Genomic DNA, 16,011 nt, shown 5'->3' on the forward strand with positions numbered 1-16,011 from the left:
CAATACACAATTTGACCGCACTTGAAATATATTTTTAAGACTAATCTAACAAAAGTCGGGATGATTTATCCCGACTCATTAAGAGAAAATATTGAGAGTGTAGCGTGTTATGTAATATTCATAATATTGAACGTTTTAGAAATATCTTCTCCCGATATTCATAAGTGCCACATCATCGTTCAAATAAGCGTTTGATCTCTTTTTCATACAAATACACATTAACCGGATTTGTCGGCAACAGAGAGTCAAGATACTCATTAGCCCTTTCAACATACGCTTGATGGTGTTTATCGTGATTTTCAATCACATCCAACAAGACTCTTGCACCATAGAAAGCATCAAATTGATCATAATAATAGCCAACCCCCTTAGGCAATAACTTAGAATTATGAATAAAAGGATAACCGCCGTAAAGGGCGTCGTTATAAGCATAGTTTAGTTCGCTTTCCCACTGATGGCTTAGCACAATATCAACGTAGCGAGACAAGAAATCCAGCATTTGGTAGCACCCCTCTACCGTCATAATATTGTTTCGTACCATATCGGTTCTACCAATAAAATTGAAGAATGTCGGATTATCTTTTTTGTCGTAAGTATTGCAAGCGTAAAAATGCTGAATTTTTTCCGGTGCTGCTCGGTAAGCCTGCTCACAAATGAGGATAGACATAAAGCTCGTTTTAGTCATAATTAAATTAGGATAAAAGCAGGCGATCCGTCAGCCCACACTATCGGTATTTGTGCGATAGCCGAAATCAATATTATGCTGATCTTTAATTTGCTTAATCACTTTATCGCAAAACAGTGGAGACCAAATGGCAGGCACAACATAAGACTAATGATACATAATAGAGAAGTAAGAACGGCAGGTGTTCTCATTTTGAGGAATAAGCCACACACTGTTAAACATTGCCCCGTTAAAAACACACGTGGCTTGTTTATCGAATAAGAAATTCTCCACATCGGTGACAAAATCATTTCCCATTTTGTAGCACACTACCTTACGTTTGTGAATTTTTACCTAATACCATAGAATATACGTGATCGCCCTCAACTTTTGCTCCGATACCTATAGCCACTGCACCAGAAGGCTTTAGTTTACTGTCCTATAGCAGACCAATCGCCATTAGAAGGTATTGTATTATATCAGGCTTTTCTTAAGCGCTCTTACCAATGGCGACACTACCTCCATTCCCTGCTTTGGCATCAATACCAATAGCTTACAGTACTTCCTGCTCCATTTGCATTCGTACCATATGAAATATTGATGAAAAAATCCACTAGAAATTTTCTTTTCATTAGGATATCTGGGAATATTTAATTTATCTTGCAAAAATGCCAGCATGGTACCGGTATCCCACACTTAATTGAAATAACCGTTTTTGTGCATTTACTACATCATAATGTAGTTTTATTCCATTTATATCCGTGATTTTAATTTATTAATCGCTTCTTTATTAAAGAAATAATGGGTACCACAACATTCACACTGCATATCAATACTGCCTTTGTGTTCTTCCAAAATTTCATCGATTTCTTCATCGGGAATCAACAATAATGCCGCTCCGGAACGTTCTGCCGAACAACCACAAAAAAATTGAATAGCTTGTGGCGCATACACTTCCACGATTTCTTCGTGATAAAGCCGATAAAGCATTTCCTCTGCAGGTAAACCAAATAATTCTTCGTTTTTTGCCGTTGCCGCTAATGTTGCAAGATGTTCAAAATCCTCAGGTGAACCTTCACCATCAGGCATAATTTGTAGCAACATCCCGGCTGCCACCGGTTTACCCTGATATTCTCCCGTGCGAATAATTAATTGGGTTTGAAGCTGTTCGGAGCGAACAAAATAGTCTTCTAAACACTCGGTAATTGTTGGTTTATCCAATCCGATTACGCCTTGATAACGCTCGCCTTCTTTAGGTGCTATCGTGATAACCAATACGCCCTTCCCAATCATCTCATGCAACGTCATTTCAGGAGAAATATCTCCCTCTACTCGTGCTAAAGCACGAATTTGTTGCTGATCATTACCGTTCACCAATGCAAGACGAAGTGGACCGTCCCCCTGAATTTGCACGGTAATATTGCCTTCAAATTTTAAAGTTGCCGTAAGCAATGCGGTTGCCACCATCATTTCACCCAATAAATTTTGCACCGGTTGAGGATAATGATGAGTGTTTAAGGTATCAACAAAACTTTGGTTTAAACGCACCCATTCACCACGTACTGCACGGTTTTGAAAAAGATAGCGGTAAAGTTTGTCATTGTCTTTTAAGTCATTCATTTTTTGTTCCTATATTTTTTGCAGTAAAAAGTGCGGTCAAAAACCACCGCACTTTTCGTCTTTTCCCTATAATGGGGGCAATTTAGACAATTACAAGCACAAAGAAAAAGCGAGCCGTTTGTGGCCCGCTTTTCATATTTAAGGTTTCATTACCAATATGCACGTAAACCGACAACGGCGGCATAATCACGTTGTTTTACATCCTGTTCATTAGCAAGATTTCTTACACGCACAACTTTACCTTCAACAAACGGTTTTAATTTTAAACTGCCGTTTTTATAAACGTAATATTCGCTACCAAGCATCACTTCACTCCGTTTCTCTGTCGCAGCCGGTACGGAAGTCTCTTTTAATTTGTTATGACGATAAGCATACATCGCGTAAGCGTTCCAATCTTCATTTAATTCTTGGAAAACAATCGCACGCGCTTCATATTGGGCACGTTTGACAGCATTACCAAAATTTGTTGAAAGATTTGTGGTATTACGATGTTCTAAATCTAAACCCAATATGGTGTGATCAAAGCGGTATGCGTTACCAAATGAATAGGCAGTAACTTGTCGACCGTTTACAAAGGTTTCACGAGAGAAACCGGCTGCTGTTGTCCAGTCCTGTAAATCATCAATATTATGTTTGTAAACGGCACCGCTACCCCACACGTGATTACGATTCGGATTGATATCTAATCCCTGTGTGCCACGCGGGCTTGTTGCACCATAATACGCACCGAATTTTAAGTTAGGAAGAAAACCTCCGCGGTTTGTATATTGAACCACTCGGCGGGCATTATTATTCAATAAACCGTCACTCAAACTATAAGTGTTCGGTAAATCGGTTTGTTTGATTTCGTCAGTGAAGGTTGTCATATTACCGTAAACTAATTCACCATAGGTTTTGTGACCAAAACCGGCATAAAGTTGACGTGTATAAATATGACCAAAATTATTGTGACGATTACTCGCCAAGTTAGGTTCGTCCGCTGAACCACGATGTCCGGTATTATCACGGAAACGCCATTCGACATGACCAACCGTATAAAAATCATTACCTAGCTGTTGTTTAAGCTTGAAGCCAAAACGAGAGCCGTTATTATCAATATCACCATGAGAAATATTTTTCGTGGTGGTCGTCTCTTCTGTTTTACGATTAATGTTTTCCCATTTCAAACGGAGAGAACCGTTGAAGTCAATTTCAGTACCTGTTTCTTCAATGTTGAATTGATAGGCTTGAGCTGAGTTTGCGGCACATACCGTAACCATTAAAGCAAGAAGTGTCTTTTTCATTGTGCTTTCCTTTTCGTTCTAAATAAAAATAAAACAAAAAAATTGGATTTTTTGGAGTTTATACACTCCAGATTAGATATTCAATGCAAGGTTATACCAATATTGTAAAAAAGAAACTGTTTTTTGATAAAAATCAATCAAAAAAATAAACCTTCTTTGTTTACTGATTGCCATTTAATAGAGGTTCAAGCCTTGAAAATACTTGTTCGGCTGAGATTTCAGCCATACTTGAGGCAGATAAATATTGCTGATTCTTACCATAACAACCGATTAAGGTCGGATCTGTTGCACCATAAAGGGTAATATTCGGTTTATCTAAAGCCGCGGTTAAATGCGACAAGCCCGTATCCACAGAGACTACCGCAGTCGCATTCGCAATTTGCTTTGCCAATTCGGTGAGCGTTAGTTTTGGCAGTACTTGAACATTCGGATAATTTTTTGCCAAGCGTTCCGCCCGCTCTTTTTCTTTTTCATTCCCCCAAGGTAAACGGATTTGCACGGAAAGTGCGGTCATTTTTTCAATTAAATTTTCCCATTCCGATTCAAGCCAATGTTTATCATCTCGGGTAGTGGCATGAAAAAAAATCACATAAGGCTCAATGGAGGCGGCAGTAAAATGTTGTGCGATGCCGTAATCACCTTGCGAATGCGGCAATTCATAATTAAGGCTTAGTGCAAATAACTGCCGAATACGTTCAACGGCGTGTTGCTGATAAGAAATTGCGTATTTTTTCTCATAAAAAAAGGAAGCAATCGGCTCTCGAATGCTATGGCAATCATAGCCATGCGTTGTGCCGTTAGCGAGACGGGTAGCAAAAAATGCACTTTTAAATAATCCTTGAGCGTCAATAACGGCATCATAACGTTCTTTTTGGAGTAAAGTGCGGTAAATTTTCCACTCATTTTTTGTTTGTGAGGAAAAAGGGGATTTACGCCAACGGCGTAAGGCAATGGGTATCACTTGATGAAGAGCCGAATGCCATTGGGGAATTTCGGCAAAATTTTCTTCTACCACCCAATCCACGGTTAAATTTGGGATCATTTGTTGGGCATCGGTTAATGCAGGCAATGTGTGGATCACATCACCCATAGAGGAAGTTTTAATTAAACAAATTTTCATGATTTTGCTAATAATGCGTTTAACTTTTCCATCACCATTTTTGGCGTAATATCAATGAGACTTTGGTGATACCCCTCTGTACTATCCTTGCTTTTACGCACTTTGATTAAATCGCCTTCAATTAACCGAATAATCACTGCTTTATCGGAAAGTGGCGGCGTGTAAGTCGGGCTGGTCGGGCCGTAAAGAGCGACTAACGGGCGATTTGTTGCGGCAGCAATGTGCATTAATCCGCTGTCGTTGCTCACCACCGCCGTACAATTTTCGATAAGATCGACGGCTTGATTTAAATTCGTTTGCCCCGCTAAATTGACACAAAAGCGTTGCTGTTCTTGAGACAAAGCATTACGTATTTGCTCACCCGCTTCAATATCTTTCGGCGAACCGAAAATTTCCACCGCGTAACCCTGCTCAATCAGCATTCCCGCCAACTCAGCATAATGATAATGGGGCCAACGTTTCGCCGGCCCGAATTCCGCCCCCGGACAAAAACCGATAATCGGGCGTTCACCTAAAAGTGCGGTCTGTTTTGAGAATGTTTTTAACGTTTCTTGTTGATTGCCTGATTCGATGGCGAGATAAGGTTTTAACAGTGGGATTGCTTGCGCGTTCGGCACGGCGTTTTTCTCAAAAGCTAATGCCACATAACGCTGCACCATCATCGGATAATCCCGCTTGTTGTTGCGTAAATCATTCAATAAAAAATAACGGCTTTCGCCCTTCCAACCACGTCGTACGGCAATTTTCGCAAAGAGCGGAATCAGTGCGGATTTCAATGAATTCGGCAACACAATCGCCATTTCATATCGCCCACGCAATGCTTTCCCTAAACGATAACGTTCACCAAGAGCAAAAGTACCGTGCCCTAAAGACATTTCAATGGCATTGCGTACTTCCGGCATACGTGCCAATAAAGGTTTACACCAATTCGGCGCCATTACATCAATTTGGCAGTGTGGATACTGAATTTTGAGTTGTTGATACAAACTGTGCGACATCATCATATCGCCGACCCAAGACGGGCCGATAACGAGGATATTCATATTTCACCTTGTAGAAAAGTGCGGTTAAAAAATAAATGAATTTTTGACCGCACTTTGCTTTTTAAATGTCTCAGATAAACTCAATTGAATGATCAATTACTTTTTATTGAGCCACGCCATATATGTTGCCGTACCTTCGGCAACGGATTTAAATTCGCCTGTATAACCGGCCGTGCGTAATGCGGTTAAATCCGCTTGGGTAAAGGTTTGATAGCGGGATTTCAAATGTTCAGGGAAAAGAATCGTTTCGATTTGCCCCTTACCATGGAATGCAATCACCGCTTCCGCAACAGCTTGGAAGGATTCCGCATTGCCGGTACCGAGATTGTAAATGCCGGAAATACGATTTTGCCACGCCCAAATATTGACTTTCGCGACATCTTCCACATAAACAAAATCACGGAGAAACGTTTCCGATCCGGCAAATAATTTTGGATTTTCTCCTTTCAGCATTTGATTATTTAAATGGAATGCCACACTTGCCATCGAGCCTTTGTGTTGCTCTCTCGGGCCATAAACATTGAAATATTTGAAACCGCAAACCGGCGATTCTGCCGTGGGTAAAATTTTTCTCACATATTCATCAAATAAAAATTTTGAGTAGCCATAGGCATTAAGCGGACTTTCAAACTCCCGTTTTTCAATAAAATTATCGATTCGTCCACCGTAAGTCGCCGCACTTGAAGCATAGAAAAACGGAATTCGGCGATCTAAGCAGTAATGCAGCAATTCTTTAGAATATTCATAATTATTCTGCATTAAATATTTGCCGTCCCATTCGGTAGTGGCAGAACACGCTCCTTCGTGGAATACGGCATCAATAGCGCCAAAATCATCACCGGCAATAATGGAAGCGATAAAATCTTCTTTGTCGCAATAATCGGCAATATCCAAATCCACTAAATTAATAAATTTAGTTCCATCTTTTAAGTTATCGACGACCAAAATATCTTTACGCCCTATTTCATTTAATGCTTTAACAATGTTGCTGCCAATCATGCCGGCACCGCCAGTTACAATAATCATAATCTTGTCCTTTATTAATTATGTGAAATTGTTGCCATTGTAATTGATTTTAGGGATAAGGTAAAAGCTACTCATCCCTTAACCTAAAAACTCAGTGAAAAACAACCGCACTTTTAGCCCCCAATAACTTGTCCAGCCCGTAGTAGCGAGATCCATTTTGCCTTTGTTCAAAATAATGATCGTTGGGGTCACATTGATTTGCCATTTTTGTGCAATTTCCCCTTGAGGATCATTGACAGTAGTAAAGGTATAATGATGTTCGGCCAAATACTTTCCTACCTCACCGGCACTCCCTGAACGCAATGCAATAGAAACAACCGGATAACCTTCTTTTGTCAAATCATTAATTGCCGGTGATGTGTATCGGCAATAACCACACCAAGTTCCCCAAAAATAAATTAATGTGGGTTTATCTTGGGCAATTTGTGGGAGAAAAAACCCGTTACCCTGCAAATCATATAATGCCGTTGTATTGATTTCCGATGGAATTTCGGGCTTACGGATAAAATCCAGAATGCTACTAACGATAATCAATGTAAGCCCTAAAGAAATACCGTTTTTGAGTAATCTTGTTAAATTCATAAAATACCTAATGAGAAAAATTCGGCTAATTTACCATAAAAGTGCGGTCAAATTTCATAATATTTTGCTATCATAGCCAAGCAAATTTTTATTATAAAGGAGAACAAAAATGGACAGTAAAAGCCTTGCAAAATATATTGATCATACTGCACTTACCGCTGAGAAAAATGAGCAGGATATTTTAACGCTCTGTGACGAAGCCATGAAATATGGTTTTTATTCTGTTTGTATCAATTCAGGTTATATCCCTTTAGCAAAAGAAAAATTAGCAGGCTCTGAGGTGAAGATTTGTACGGTAGTCGGTTTTCCTCTCGGTGCTAATTTAACCTCAGTAAAAGCCTTTGAGACACAAGAGGCGATCAAAGCCGGCGCAAATGAAATTGATATGGTAATCAATATGGGTTGGATTAAATCCAATAAATGGCAAGCGGTAAAAGAAGATATTCAAGCCGTGTTAATTGCCTGCAATGGAGTACCTCTGAAAGTGATTTTAGAAACCTGTTTATTATCCAAAGAAGAAATCATTAAAGCCTGTGAAATTTGTCGAGAATTAGGTGTAATATTCGTCAAAACTTCTACCGGATTCAGCAAAGGCGGCGCTACCGTTGAAGATGTGGCATTAATGAAAAAAATCGTAGGTAATATTGGTGTAAAAGCCTCAGGCGGAGTACGCGATACGAAAACTGCATTGGCTATGATTGAAGCAGGGGCAACACGTATTGGTGCCAGTGCAGGCATAGCAATTATCAGTAATAGTAGCGATACACAAAGTACCTATTAATAATAGAAAAGGTAGAAGGATTCCCTTCTACCTTTTAATCATTTTTCCTCTTCCTTTACTTCGTTCCACAAAAAATCCATTTCAATTAAGGAGAGCTCCTCTAATTTAGTATTTCTTTCTTTTGCTTTCTGTTCAACTTTGCGAAAACGTTGCTCAAATTTATTATTTGCCTTACGAAGGCTTTCCTCTGCACCGCATTTTAAGTGTCGCGCCAAATTTACCGTAGCAAAAAACAAATCACCAATTTCTTCTTCAATCTTCGTTTGATCTTGAGGCTGACGGTTAAATTCATCTCTCACTTCTTGCAGCTCTTCTTCTACTTTTGCGAAAACAGGTTCAATTTCAGTCCAATCAAAACCGATTTTAGCGCATTGTTTTTGCAACTTCTGTGCCCTCATTAATGCGGGAAAAGCCGAAGGAACATTATCTAAAATAGATTGAGTTTGTTTTTCAGATTTTTCTAATGCTTTAATGCCATTCCAACGGGCAAGCGCTTCCTCTTCATTTTTTGCCGTGGCATTTGCAAATACATGTGGGTGCCGACGAATAATTTTTTCAGCAACATCATTAAGCACATCATCAAAAGTAAAATAGTTATCCTCGGTTGCAAGTTGGCTAAAAAACACAACTTGTAACAATAAGTCACCCAATTCTTCTCTTAAATTTGCTATATCTTTCTTTTGAATTGCCTCAATGACTTCATAAGTTTCCTCTGTTAAACAGGGAATCATTGAATCATAATTTTGCTTAAGATCCCAAGGACAACCTTTATCCGGATGACGAAGTTGAGCAATTAATTCGATAAAGTCTTGAATTGAATGTGACATAAATAAACCTCTAAATAAAAATAGGCTAAGTATAAAGTTTATTTATGAAAAAATGAAATTTATTTAGATGGCAGGGGCGGAGAGGCTCGAACTCCCAACACCCGGTTTTGGAGACCGGTGCTCTACCAATTGAACTACGCCCCTACTGGTATGAAAAGATTGGCGGAATGGACGGGACTCGAACCCGCGACCCCCTGCGTGACAGGCAGGTATTCTAACCAGCTGAACTACCACTCCGCAGATATTTGGTATACTTGGCAGTGACCTACTCTCACATGGGGAAACCCCACACTACCATCGGCGTAATAATGTTTCACTTCTGAGTTCGGTATGGATTCAGGTGGGACCATTACACTATTGCTGCCAAAATTATTTTGTTAATTCACTCAAAAAATAAACTAACAAAATAATTAAAAACCCGGCAGTGCCCTACTCTCACATGGGGATACCCCACACTACCATCGGCATTACAGCATTTCACTTCTGAGTTCGGGATGGATTCAGGTGGAACCACTGCACTCTCGCCGCCGGGATAATTCTTCGATAACTTCTTCTCTTCAAGTTTTATCTTGTTCTATCTTTTTATCTCGTTCTATCTTTTTATCTCGTTCTATCTTTTTATCTCGTTTTATCTCTTTTATCTTTTTCATCTGTTCTATCGGATACAAGCTGATGACTGATGACTGTATACTTTAATTCGTTGTATTTCACATTAACCGCCCAAAAACACTTGAGCGTTGTATAGTTAAGCCCCTCGGGCAATTAGTATGGGTTAGCTCAATGTATCACTACACTTACACACCCCACCTATCTACGTCGTCGTCTCCAACAACCCTTACAGACTCTAAGTCTGGGAGAACTCATCTTGAGGCAAGTTTCGTGCTTAGATGCTTTCAGCACTTATCTCTTCCGCACTTAGCTACTCGGCAATGCGTCTGGCGACACAACCGAAACACCAGTGGTGCGTCCACTCCGGTCCTCTCGTACTAGGAGCAGCCCCCCTCAATTCTCCTACGCCCACGGCAGATAGGGACCGAACTGTCTCACGACGTTCTAAACCCAGCTCGCGTACCACTTTAAATGGCGAACAGCCATACCCTTGGGACCTACTTCAGCCCCAGGATGTGATGAGCCGACATCGAGGTGCCAAACACCGCCGTCGATATGAACTCTTGGGCGGTATCAGCCTGTTATCCCCGGAGTACCTTTTATCCGTTGAGCGATGGCCCTTCCATTCAGAACCACCGGATCACTATGACCTACTTTCGTACCTGCTCGACTTGTCCGTCTCGCAGTTAAGCTTGCTTATACCATTGCACTAACCTGACGATGTCCGACCGTCATTAGCAAACCTTCGTGCTCCTCCGTTACTCTTTGGGAGGAGACCGCCCCAGTCAAACTACCCACCAGACACTGTCCGAGACCGCGTTCCGCAATCTTCGTTAGAACACCAAACGTTAAAGGGTGGTATTTCAAGGACGCCTCCACAATCACTGGCGTGACCGCTTCAAAGGCTCCCACCTATCCTACACATCAAAATTCAATGTTCAGTGTCAAGCTATAGTAAAGGTTCACGGGGTCTTTCCGTCTAGCCGCGGGTACACCGCATCTTCACGGCGATTTCAATTTCACTGAGTCTCGGGTGGAGACAGCCTGGCCATCATTATGCCATTCGTGCAGGTCGGAACTTACCCGACAAGGAATTTCGCTACCTTAGGACCGTTATAGTTACGGCCGCCGTTTACTGGGGCTTCGATCAGGAGCTTCTCTTTCGATTACACCATCAATTAACCTTCCAGCACCGGGCAGGCATCACACCCTATACGTCCACTTTCGTGTTTGCAGAGTGCTGTGTTTTTAATAAACAGTTGCAGCCAGCTGGTATCTTCGACCGGTTCACCCTTCACCCGCTAGGGGCTACAAGCTACGCCGGCGCACCTTCTCCCGAAGTTACGGTGCTATTTTGCCTAGTTCCTTCACCCGAGTTCTCTCAAGCGCCTGAGTATTCTCTACCTGACCACCTGTGTCGGTTTTCAGTACGGTTTAATAAAGCCTGAAGCTTAGTGGCTTTTCCTGGAAGTGTGGTATCAGTTACTTCAGCCCCTTGAGGCCTCGTCATCATTTCTCGGTGTTAATAAGCGCCCGGATTTGCCTAAGCACCCCACCTACCAACTTAAACGTGCATATCCAACAGCACGCTAACCTAACCTGCTCCGTCCCCACATCGCAGCTTTACCAAGTACGGGAATATTAACCCGTTTCCCATCGACTACGCTTTTCAGCCTCGCCTTAGGGGCCGACTCACCCTGCCCCGATTAACGTTGGACAGGAAACCTTGGTCTTCCGGCGAACGGGTTTTTCACCCGTTTTATCGTTACTTATGTCAGCATTCGCACTTGTGATACGTCCAGCATACCTCCCGATACACCTTCATCCGCTTACACAACGCTCCCCTACCCAACAGGATTAATCCTGATGCCGCAGCTTCGGTGCTATGTTTGAGCCCCGTTACATCTTCCGCGCAGGCCGACTCGACTAGTGAGCTATTACGCTTTCTTTAAATGGTGGCTGCTTCTAAGCCAACATCCTAGCTGTCTAAGCCTTCCCACTTCGTTTCCCACTTAACATACACTTTGGGACCTTAGCTGGCGGTCTGGGTTGTTTCCCTCTCCACGACGGACGTTAGCACCCGCCGTGTGTCTCCTGAGTATCACTCTTCGGTATTCGCAGTTTGCATCGGGTTGGTAAGCCGGGATGGCCCCCTAGCCGAAACAGTGCTCTACCCCCGAAGGTGTCCGCTCAAGGCTCTACCTAAATAGATTTCGGGGAGAACCAGCTATCTCCCGGTTTGATTGGCCTTTCACCCCCAGCCACAAGTCATCCGCTAATTTTTCAACATTAGTCGGTTCGGTCCTCCAGTTAGTGTTACCCAACCTTCAACCTGCCCATGGCTAGATCACCGGGTTTCGGGTCTATACCTTGCAACTAATCGCCCAGTTAAGACTCGGTTTCCCTTCGGCTTCCCTATTCGGTTAACCTTGCTACAAAATATAAGTCGCTGACCCATTATACAAAAGGTACGCAGTCACCCTTTCAGGCTCCCACTGCTTGTACGTACAAGGTTTCAGGTTCTATTTCACTCCCCTCGCCGGGGTTCTTTTCGCCTTTCCTTCACAGTACTGGTTCACTATCGGTCAATCAGGAGTATTTAGCCTTGGAGGATGGTCCCCCCCTCTTCAGACAGGATATCACGTGTCCCGCCCTACTTATCGTAAGCTTAGTACCATCAACGTGTTTTAAGATACGGGACTATCACCCCCTACGGTTGAGCTTCCCAACTCATTCTCCTAACACGCTCACTATCACTTACCGGCTCTTCCGCCTTCGCTCGCCGCTACTCACGGAATCTCGGTTGATTTCTTTTCCTCGGGGTACTTAGATGTTTCAGTTCTCCCGGTTTGCTTTTCATTACTATGAATTCATAATGAAATGATGGATTCTTCATCCATCGGGTTTCCCCATTCGGATATCTTGGATTAAACGCTTCTTATCAACTCATCCAAGCTTTTCGCAGATTAGCACGTCCTTCATCGCCTCTGATTGCCAAGGCATCCACCTTGTACGCTTAGTCACTTAACTATACAACCTCAAATGTTTTCAGCCTGCCTACTCAGTCAGGCCTACATCTTGAAGCGAATCTTTAATTCAACTAAACACTTGACTGCCTTTCTCCAGTCAAGATTTTTCTACTCAGACTTCCTCTATTCCTTTCGGAACTTAAAAGTCTCTTCAGTTTTCAGCTTGTTTCCAATTTTTTAAAGAACAGAAGATAAAACTTTTCAGTTATCATCGTTAAGTAAACGCAATACCATTTTCTATCAATGCAACATTTACTTAACGATGATAAGTGGTGGAGATAAGCGGGATCGAACCGCTGACCTCCTGCGTGCAAGGCAGGCGCTCTCCCAGCTGAGCTATATCCCCAGTTATCATTAATTTGCAGATACTTGCCCTTACTTCACTCACTCTTAGAGTGGTGGGTCTGAGTGGACTTGAACCACCGACCTCACCCTTATCAGGGGTGCGCTCTAACCACCTGAGCTACAGACCCAAGGACAATGTTGATTTCCGCTCTCTGTCTTGTCTACAACTATCAGTCAATCTGTGTGGACACTTACTATAGCTCGTCTCGGTAAGGAGGTGATCCAACCGCAGGTTCCCCTACGGTTACCTTGTTACGACTTCACCCCAGTCATGAATCATACCGTGGTAAACGCCCCCCTTACGGTTAAGCTATCTACTTCTGGTACAACCCACTCCCATGGTGTGACGGGCGGTGTGTACAAGGCCCGGGAACGTATTCACCGCGACATTCTGATTCGCGATTACTAGCGATTCCGACTTCATGGAGTCGAGTTGCAGACTCCAATCCGGACTTAGACGTACTTTGTGAGATTCGCTCCACATCGCTGCTTCGCCTCCCTCTGTATACGCCATTGTAGCACGTGTGTAGCCCTACTCGTAAGGGCCATGATGACTTGACGTCATCCCCACCTTCCTCCGGTTTATCACCGGCAGTCTCCTTTGAGTTCCCGACCGTATCGCTGGCAACAAAGGATAAGGGTTGCGCTCGTTGCGGGACTTAACCCAACATTTCACAACACGAGCTGACGACAGCCATGCAGCACCTGTCTCAAAGCTCCCTAAGGCACTCCCGTATCTCTACAGGATTCTCTGGATGTCAAGAGTAGGTAAGGTTCTTCGCGTTGCATCGAATTAAACCACATGCTCCACCGCTTGTGCGGGCCCCCGTCAATTCATTTGAGTTTTAACCTTGCGGCCGTACTCCCCAGACGGTCGATTTATCACGTTAGCTACGGGCGCCAGAGTTAAACCCCAACCCCCAAATCGACAGCGTTTACAGCGTGGACTACCAGGGTATCTAATCCTGTTTGCTCCCCACGCTTTCGCACATGAGCGTCAGTACATTCCCAAGGGGCTGCCTTCGCCTTCGGTATTCCTCCACATCTCTACGCATTTCACCGCTACACGTGGAATTCTACCCCTCCCTAAAGTACTCTAGATTCCCAGTCTGAAATGCAATTCCCAGGTTAAGCCCGGGGCTTTCACACCTCACTTAAAAATCCGCCTGCGTGCCCTTTACGCCCAGTTATTCCGATTAACGCTCGCACCCTCCGTATTACCGCGGCTGCTGGCACGGAGTTAGCCGGTGCTTCTTCTGTGACTAACGTCAATCAGCTTGGCTATTAACCAAACTGCCTTCCTCATCACCGAAAGAACTTTACAACCCGAAGGCCTTCTTCATTCACGCGGCATGGCTGCGTCAGGGTTCCCCCCATTGCGCAATATTCCCCACTGCTGCCTCCCGTAGGAGTCCGGGCCGTGTCTCAGTCCCGGTGTGGCTGGTCATCCTCTCAGACCAGCTAGAGATCGACGGCTTGGTGAGCCATTACCCCACCAACTACCTAATCCCACTTGGGCTCATCTTATGGCAAGAGCAAACGCCCCCTTTAGTCCAAAGACTTTACGCGGTATTAGCTGCAGTTTCCCGCAGTTATCCCCCTCCATAAGCCAGATTCCCAAGCATTACTCACCCGTCCGCCACTCGTCAGCAAAGAAAGCAAGCTTCCTTCCTGCTACCGTTCGACTTGCATGTGTTAAGCCTGCCGCCAGCGTTCAATCTGAGCCATGATCAAACTCTTCAATTCAAAGTTCAATCGCTCAATAAACTGCTTAGCTATTAATAAACACTACTATAAAAGTAATAATGAATTTCTAGTTTAAGCACCTATTAAGACTTCAAAATTAAAATTTTTTTAACAAGTCTATTAACAAGTGCCCACACAGATTGTCTGATTCGTTGTTAAAGAGCAAAAAATAACGACGCACCGGCAAATTCTCAAACTTCACAACAGCGCGTCGTTGTGTGTCGCGTATTATAGGCATTTAAAAATACTTTGCAATGAATTTTTTACATATTTTATTTGAAAGATTAATTTTTATTCATCATCAATCTTTCTATATCTTCTAAACCCCGCTTCATATAAGACTTTATTTAGCTTCTTCAGTAGTATTTCCTTTTGCTGTCTATTTAACATTTCACTATTTTTATTCAGTAATGCACAAGCTAGTTTCCAATAAGTGTTTAAAGTAGCCGGTATTCCAAATTTCCTTAACCTGACAATCGCATTCTCAGCGCCCACTATCTTTAGTGTGTTGACGTCATGAATACCTACCTTCTTTAACATTCGTTCATATTTTATGGAGAGATTAGGAAGATCTTTTAAGCGGTTTGCCTTTGATAAGGCAATCTCATTCTTTCTATCCTGAATTTGTTTAATAGAAAGCATAAGCAATTTACGCAGTAAAACCCGATCACCTAGAATATCCTTAGTAAGACAATAGTAATCCGACAAAACAAACTTGGCATCAACTTCGTTTTTTGTGAAAGCCACACATCCTGAATTTATCAATCGGTTAGATAATTCATCTTTTGCTTGAAGGTAAAACTTTCCATTCAACCATAAACCGAACATAAGTTCTTTATTGTAAAACAACCCGTAACCGGTGAATAAATTCTTCGAAGTCACATTTCCGATTAATTCATTAGTCATCATACAAATGTCATCAATATGTTTATCTTTAATGTTTAATATTGCCATAAGCCCTCCACATTAAACTGCAATATGTTAATGGATAAGTAATTCTCCCTTCCACTTATAACATTAATGTCATCATAACAAAACAATCTGTTTACAAATTTGTGACATAGATCGTAAATTTAAAACTTATTGTAAAAAATACAGTTATATAATGAATTTTCTATTTAATAACTTACACTTAATGGATGTAATAGCTTTCAATAAACTCATACAAGTCAATAGAAGTGAATATTGATATAAATATGTTTAATTTTAGAAAGAAGAGCAGCATAGTCGGTTAAAATAACAGCTATTAAAAAATTAATTTACAGTATTTATATTTCCTCAAGGTACTAAAAGAATATGTTCTTCTCTCTAAAACTAAAAAAGCTCTAAATCCCCC

Annotated in this window: 9 protein-coding genes, 4 tRNA genes, 4 rRNA genes and 1 pseudogene; 1 reads left to right on the forward strand and 17 read right to left on the reverse strand. The window is 42.2% G+C overall.

Annotation, left to right across the window (positions count from 1 at the left end; all coding sequences use genetic code 11):
- Positions 1-172: 172 nt before the first annotated feature.
- The 7 genes and pseudogenes from FEE42_RS07440 to FEE42_RS07470 all read right to left on the reverse strand — a co-directional run.
- Positions 173-1,009, reverse strand: a pseudogene (locus tag FEE42_RS07440) (DUF2827 family protein); the annotation flags it as partial.
- Positions 1,010-1,417: 408 nt separating this feature from the next.
- Positions 1,418-2,284: an Hsp33 family molecular chaperone HslO gene (gene hslO / locus FEE42_RS07445; protein WP_164028039.1), complete on the reverse strand. Its 867-nt coding sequence runs from the start codon at positions 2,282-2,284 to the stop codon at positions 1,418-1,420.
- Between the two features lie 149 nt (positions 2,285-2,433).
- Positions 2,434-3,567: a porin gene (locus tag FEE42_RS07450; RefSeq protein WP_164028040.1), complete on the reverse strand. Its 1,134-nt coding sequence runs from the start codon at positions 3,565-3,567 to the stop codon at positions 2,434-2,436.
- Between the two features lie 160 nt (positions 3,568-3,727).
- Positions 3,728-4,687 carry a lipopolysaccharide heptosyltransferase RfaC gene (gene rfaC / locus FEE42_RS07455; protein ID WP_164028041.1) on the reverse strand — a complete coding sequence of 320 codons (960 nt, stop codon included), beginning with the start codon at positions 4,685-4,687 and terminating at the stop codon, positions 3,728-3,730.
- Positions 4,684-5,730, reverse strand: coding sequence for a lipopolysaccharide heptosyltransferase II (waaF, locus tag FEE42_RS07460; RefSeq protein WP_164028042.1), 1,047 nt, complete (start codon positions 5,728-5,730; stop codon positions 4,684-4,686). Before waaF ends, rfaC begins: the two co-directional genes overlap by 4 nt.
- Before the next feature lie 96 nt (positions 5,731-5,826).
- The gene (rfaD, locus tag FEE42_RS07465) at positions 5,827-6,756 is read right to left on the reverse strand and encodes an ADP-glyceromanno-heptose 6-epimerase (protein ID WP_164028043.1); all 930 of its coding nucleotides are present in this window, start codon (positions 6,754-6,756) and stop codon (positions 5,827-5,829) included.
- Between the two features lie 78 nt (positions 6,757-6,834).
- The gene (locus FEE42_RS07470) at positions 6,835-7,338 is read right to left on the reverse strand and encodes a protein disulfide oxidoreductase (protein WP_135968920.1); all 504 of its coding nucleotides are present in this window, start codon (positions 7,336-7,338) and stop codon (positions 6,835-6,837) included.
- Positions 7,339-7,447: 109 nt separating this feature from the next.
- Here FEE42_RS07470 and deoC point away from each other — a divergent pair, with 109 nt between their 5' ends.
- Positions 7,448-8,119, forward strand: coding sequence for a deoxyribose-phosphate aldolase (gene deoC, locus FEE42_RS07475; protein ID WP_164028044.1), 672 nt, complete (start codon positions 7,448-7,450; stop codon positions 8,117-8,119).
- 38 nt (positions 8,120-8,157) lie between these two features.
- Here the strand turns inward: deoC and mazG are convergent, their stop codons facing one another.
- The 10 genes from mazG to FEE42_RS07525 form a co-directional block, all read right to left on the reverse strand.
- Positions 8,158-8,946, reverse strand: coding sequence for a nucleoside triphosphate pyrophosphohydrolase (gene mazG / locus FEE42_RS07480; RefSeq protein ID WP_059368767.1), 789 nt, complete (start codon positions 8,944-8,946; stop codon positions 8,158-8,160).
- Between the two features lie 68 nt (positions 8,947-9,014).
- A tRNA-Trp gene (locus FEE42_RS07485) sits at positions 9,015-9,090 on the reverse strand.
- A 16-nt stretch (positions 9,091-9,106) separates the two neighbouring features.
- A tRNA-Asp gene (locus FEE42_RS07490) sits at positions 9,107-9,183 on the reverse strand.
- Positions 9,184-9,198: 15 nt separating this feature from the next.
- Positions 9,199-9,314, reverse strand: a 5S ribosomal RNA gene (rrf, locus tag FEE42_RS07495).
- Positions 9,315-9,362: 48 nt separating this feature from the next.
- A 5S ribosomal RNA gene (gene rrf / locus FEE42_RS07500) occupies positions 9,363-9,478 on the reverse strand.
- A 209-nt stretch (positions 9,479-9,687) separates the two neighbouring features.
- Positions 9,688-12,585, reverse strand: a 23S ribosomal RNA gene (locus FEE42_RS07505).
- A gap of 269 nt (positions 12,586-12,854) precedes the next feature.
- Positions 12,855-12,930: transfer RNA gene (locus FEE42_RS07510), tRNA-Ala, on the reverse strand.
- Positions 12,931-12,980: 50 nt separating this feature from the next.
- Positions 12,981-13,057: transfer RNA gene (locus FEE42_RS07515), tRNA-Ile, on the reverse strand.
- Positions 13,058-13,139: 82 nt separating this feature from the next.
- Positions 13,140-14,675, reverse strand: a 16S ribosomal RNA gene (locus tag FEE42_RS07520).
- The 16S, 23S and 5S rRNA genes sit together here with 4 tRNA genes alongside, the layout of an rRNA operon.
- Positions 14,676-14,966: 291 nt before the next feature.
- The gene (locus FEE42_RS07525; RefSeq protein ID WP_069029757.1) at positions 14,967-15,629 is read right to left on the reverse strand and encodes a TfoX/Sxy family DNA transformation protein; all 663 of its coding nucleotides are present in this window, start codon (positions 15,627-15,629) and stop codon (positions 14,967-14,969) included.
- Between the last annotated feature and the right edge of the window lie 382 nt (positions 15,630-16,011).

This window comes from Rodentibacter caecimuris (assembly GCF_010587025.1).
GTDB lineage: Bacteria > Pseudomonadota > Gammaproteobacteria > Enterobacterales > Pasteurellaceae > Rodentibacter > Rodentibacter caecimuris.

Excerpts from the sequence above, each read along its gene's own strand:
- hslO (WP_164028039.1), bottom strand. The coding sequence starts at position 2,284 with ATGAATGACTTAAAAGACAATGACAAACTTTACCGCTATCTTTTTCAA.
- FEE42_RS07450 (WP_164028040.1), bottom strand. The coding sequence starts at position 3,567 with ATGAAAAAGACACTTCTTGCTTTAATGGTTACGGTATGTGCCGCAAAC.
- rfaC (WP_164028041.1), bottom strand. The coding sequence starts at position 4,687 with ATGAAAATTTGTTTAATTAAAACTTCCTCTATGGGTGATGTGATCCAC.
- waaF (WP_164028042.1), bottom strand. The coding sequence starts at position 5,730 with ATGAATATCCTCGTTATCGGCCCGTCTTGGGTCGGCGATATGATGATG.
- rfaD (WP_164028043.1), bottom strand. The coding sequence starts at position 6,756 with ATGATTATTGTAACTGGCGGTGCCGGCATGATTGGCAGCAACATTGTT.
- FEE42_RS07470 (WP_135968920.1), bottom strand. The coding sequence starts at position 7,338 with ATGAATTTAACAAGATTACTCAAAAACGGTATTTCTTTAGGGCTTACA.
- deoC (WP_164028044.1), top strand. The coding sequence starts at position 7,448 with ATGGACAGTAAAAGCCTTGCAAAATATATTGATCATACTGCACTTACC.
- mazG (WP_059368767.1), bottom strand. The coding sequence starts at position 8,946 with ATGTCACATTCAATTCAAGACTTTATCGAATTAATTGCTCAACTTCGT.
- FEE42_RS07525 (WP_069029757.1), bottom strand. The coding sequence starts at position 15,629 with ATGGCAATATTAAACATTAAAGATAAACATATTGATGACATTTGTATG.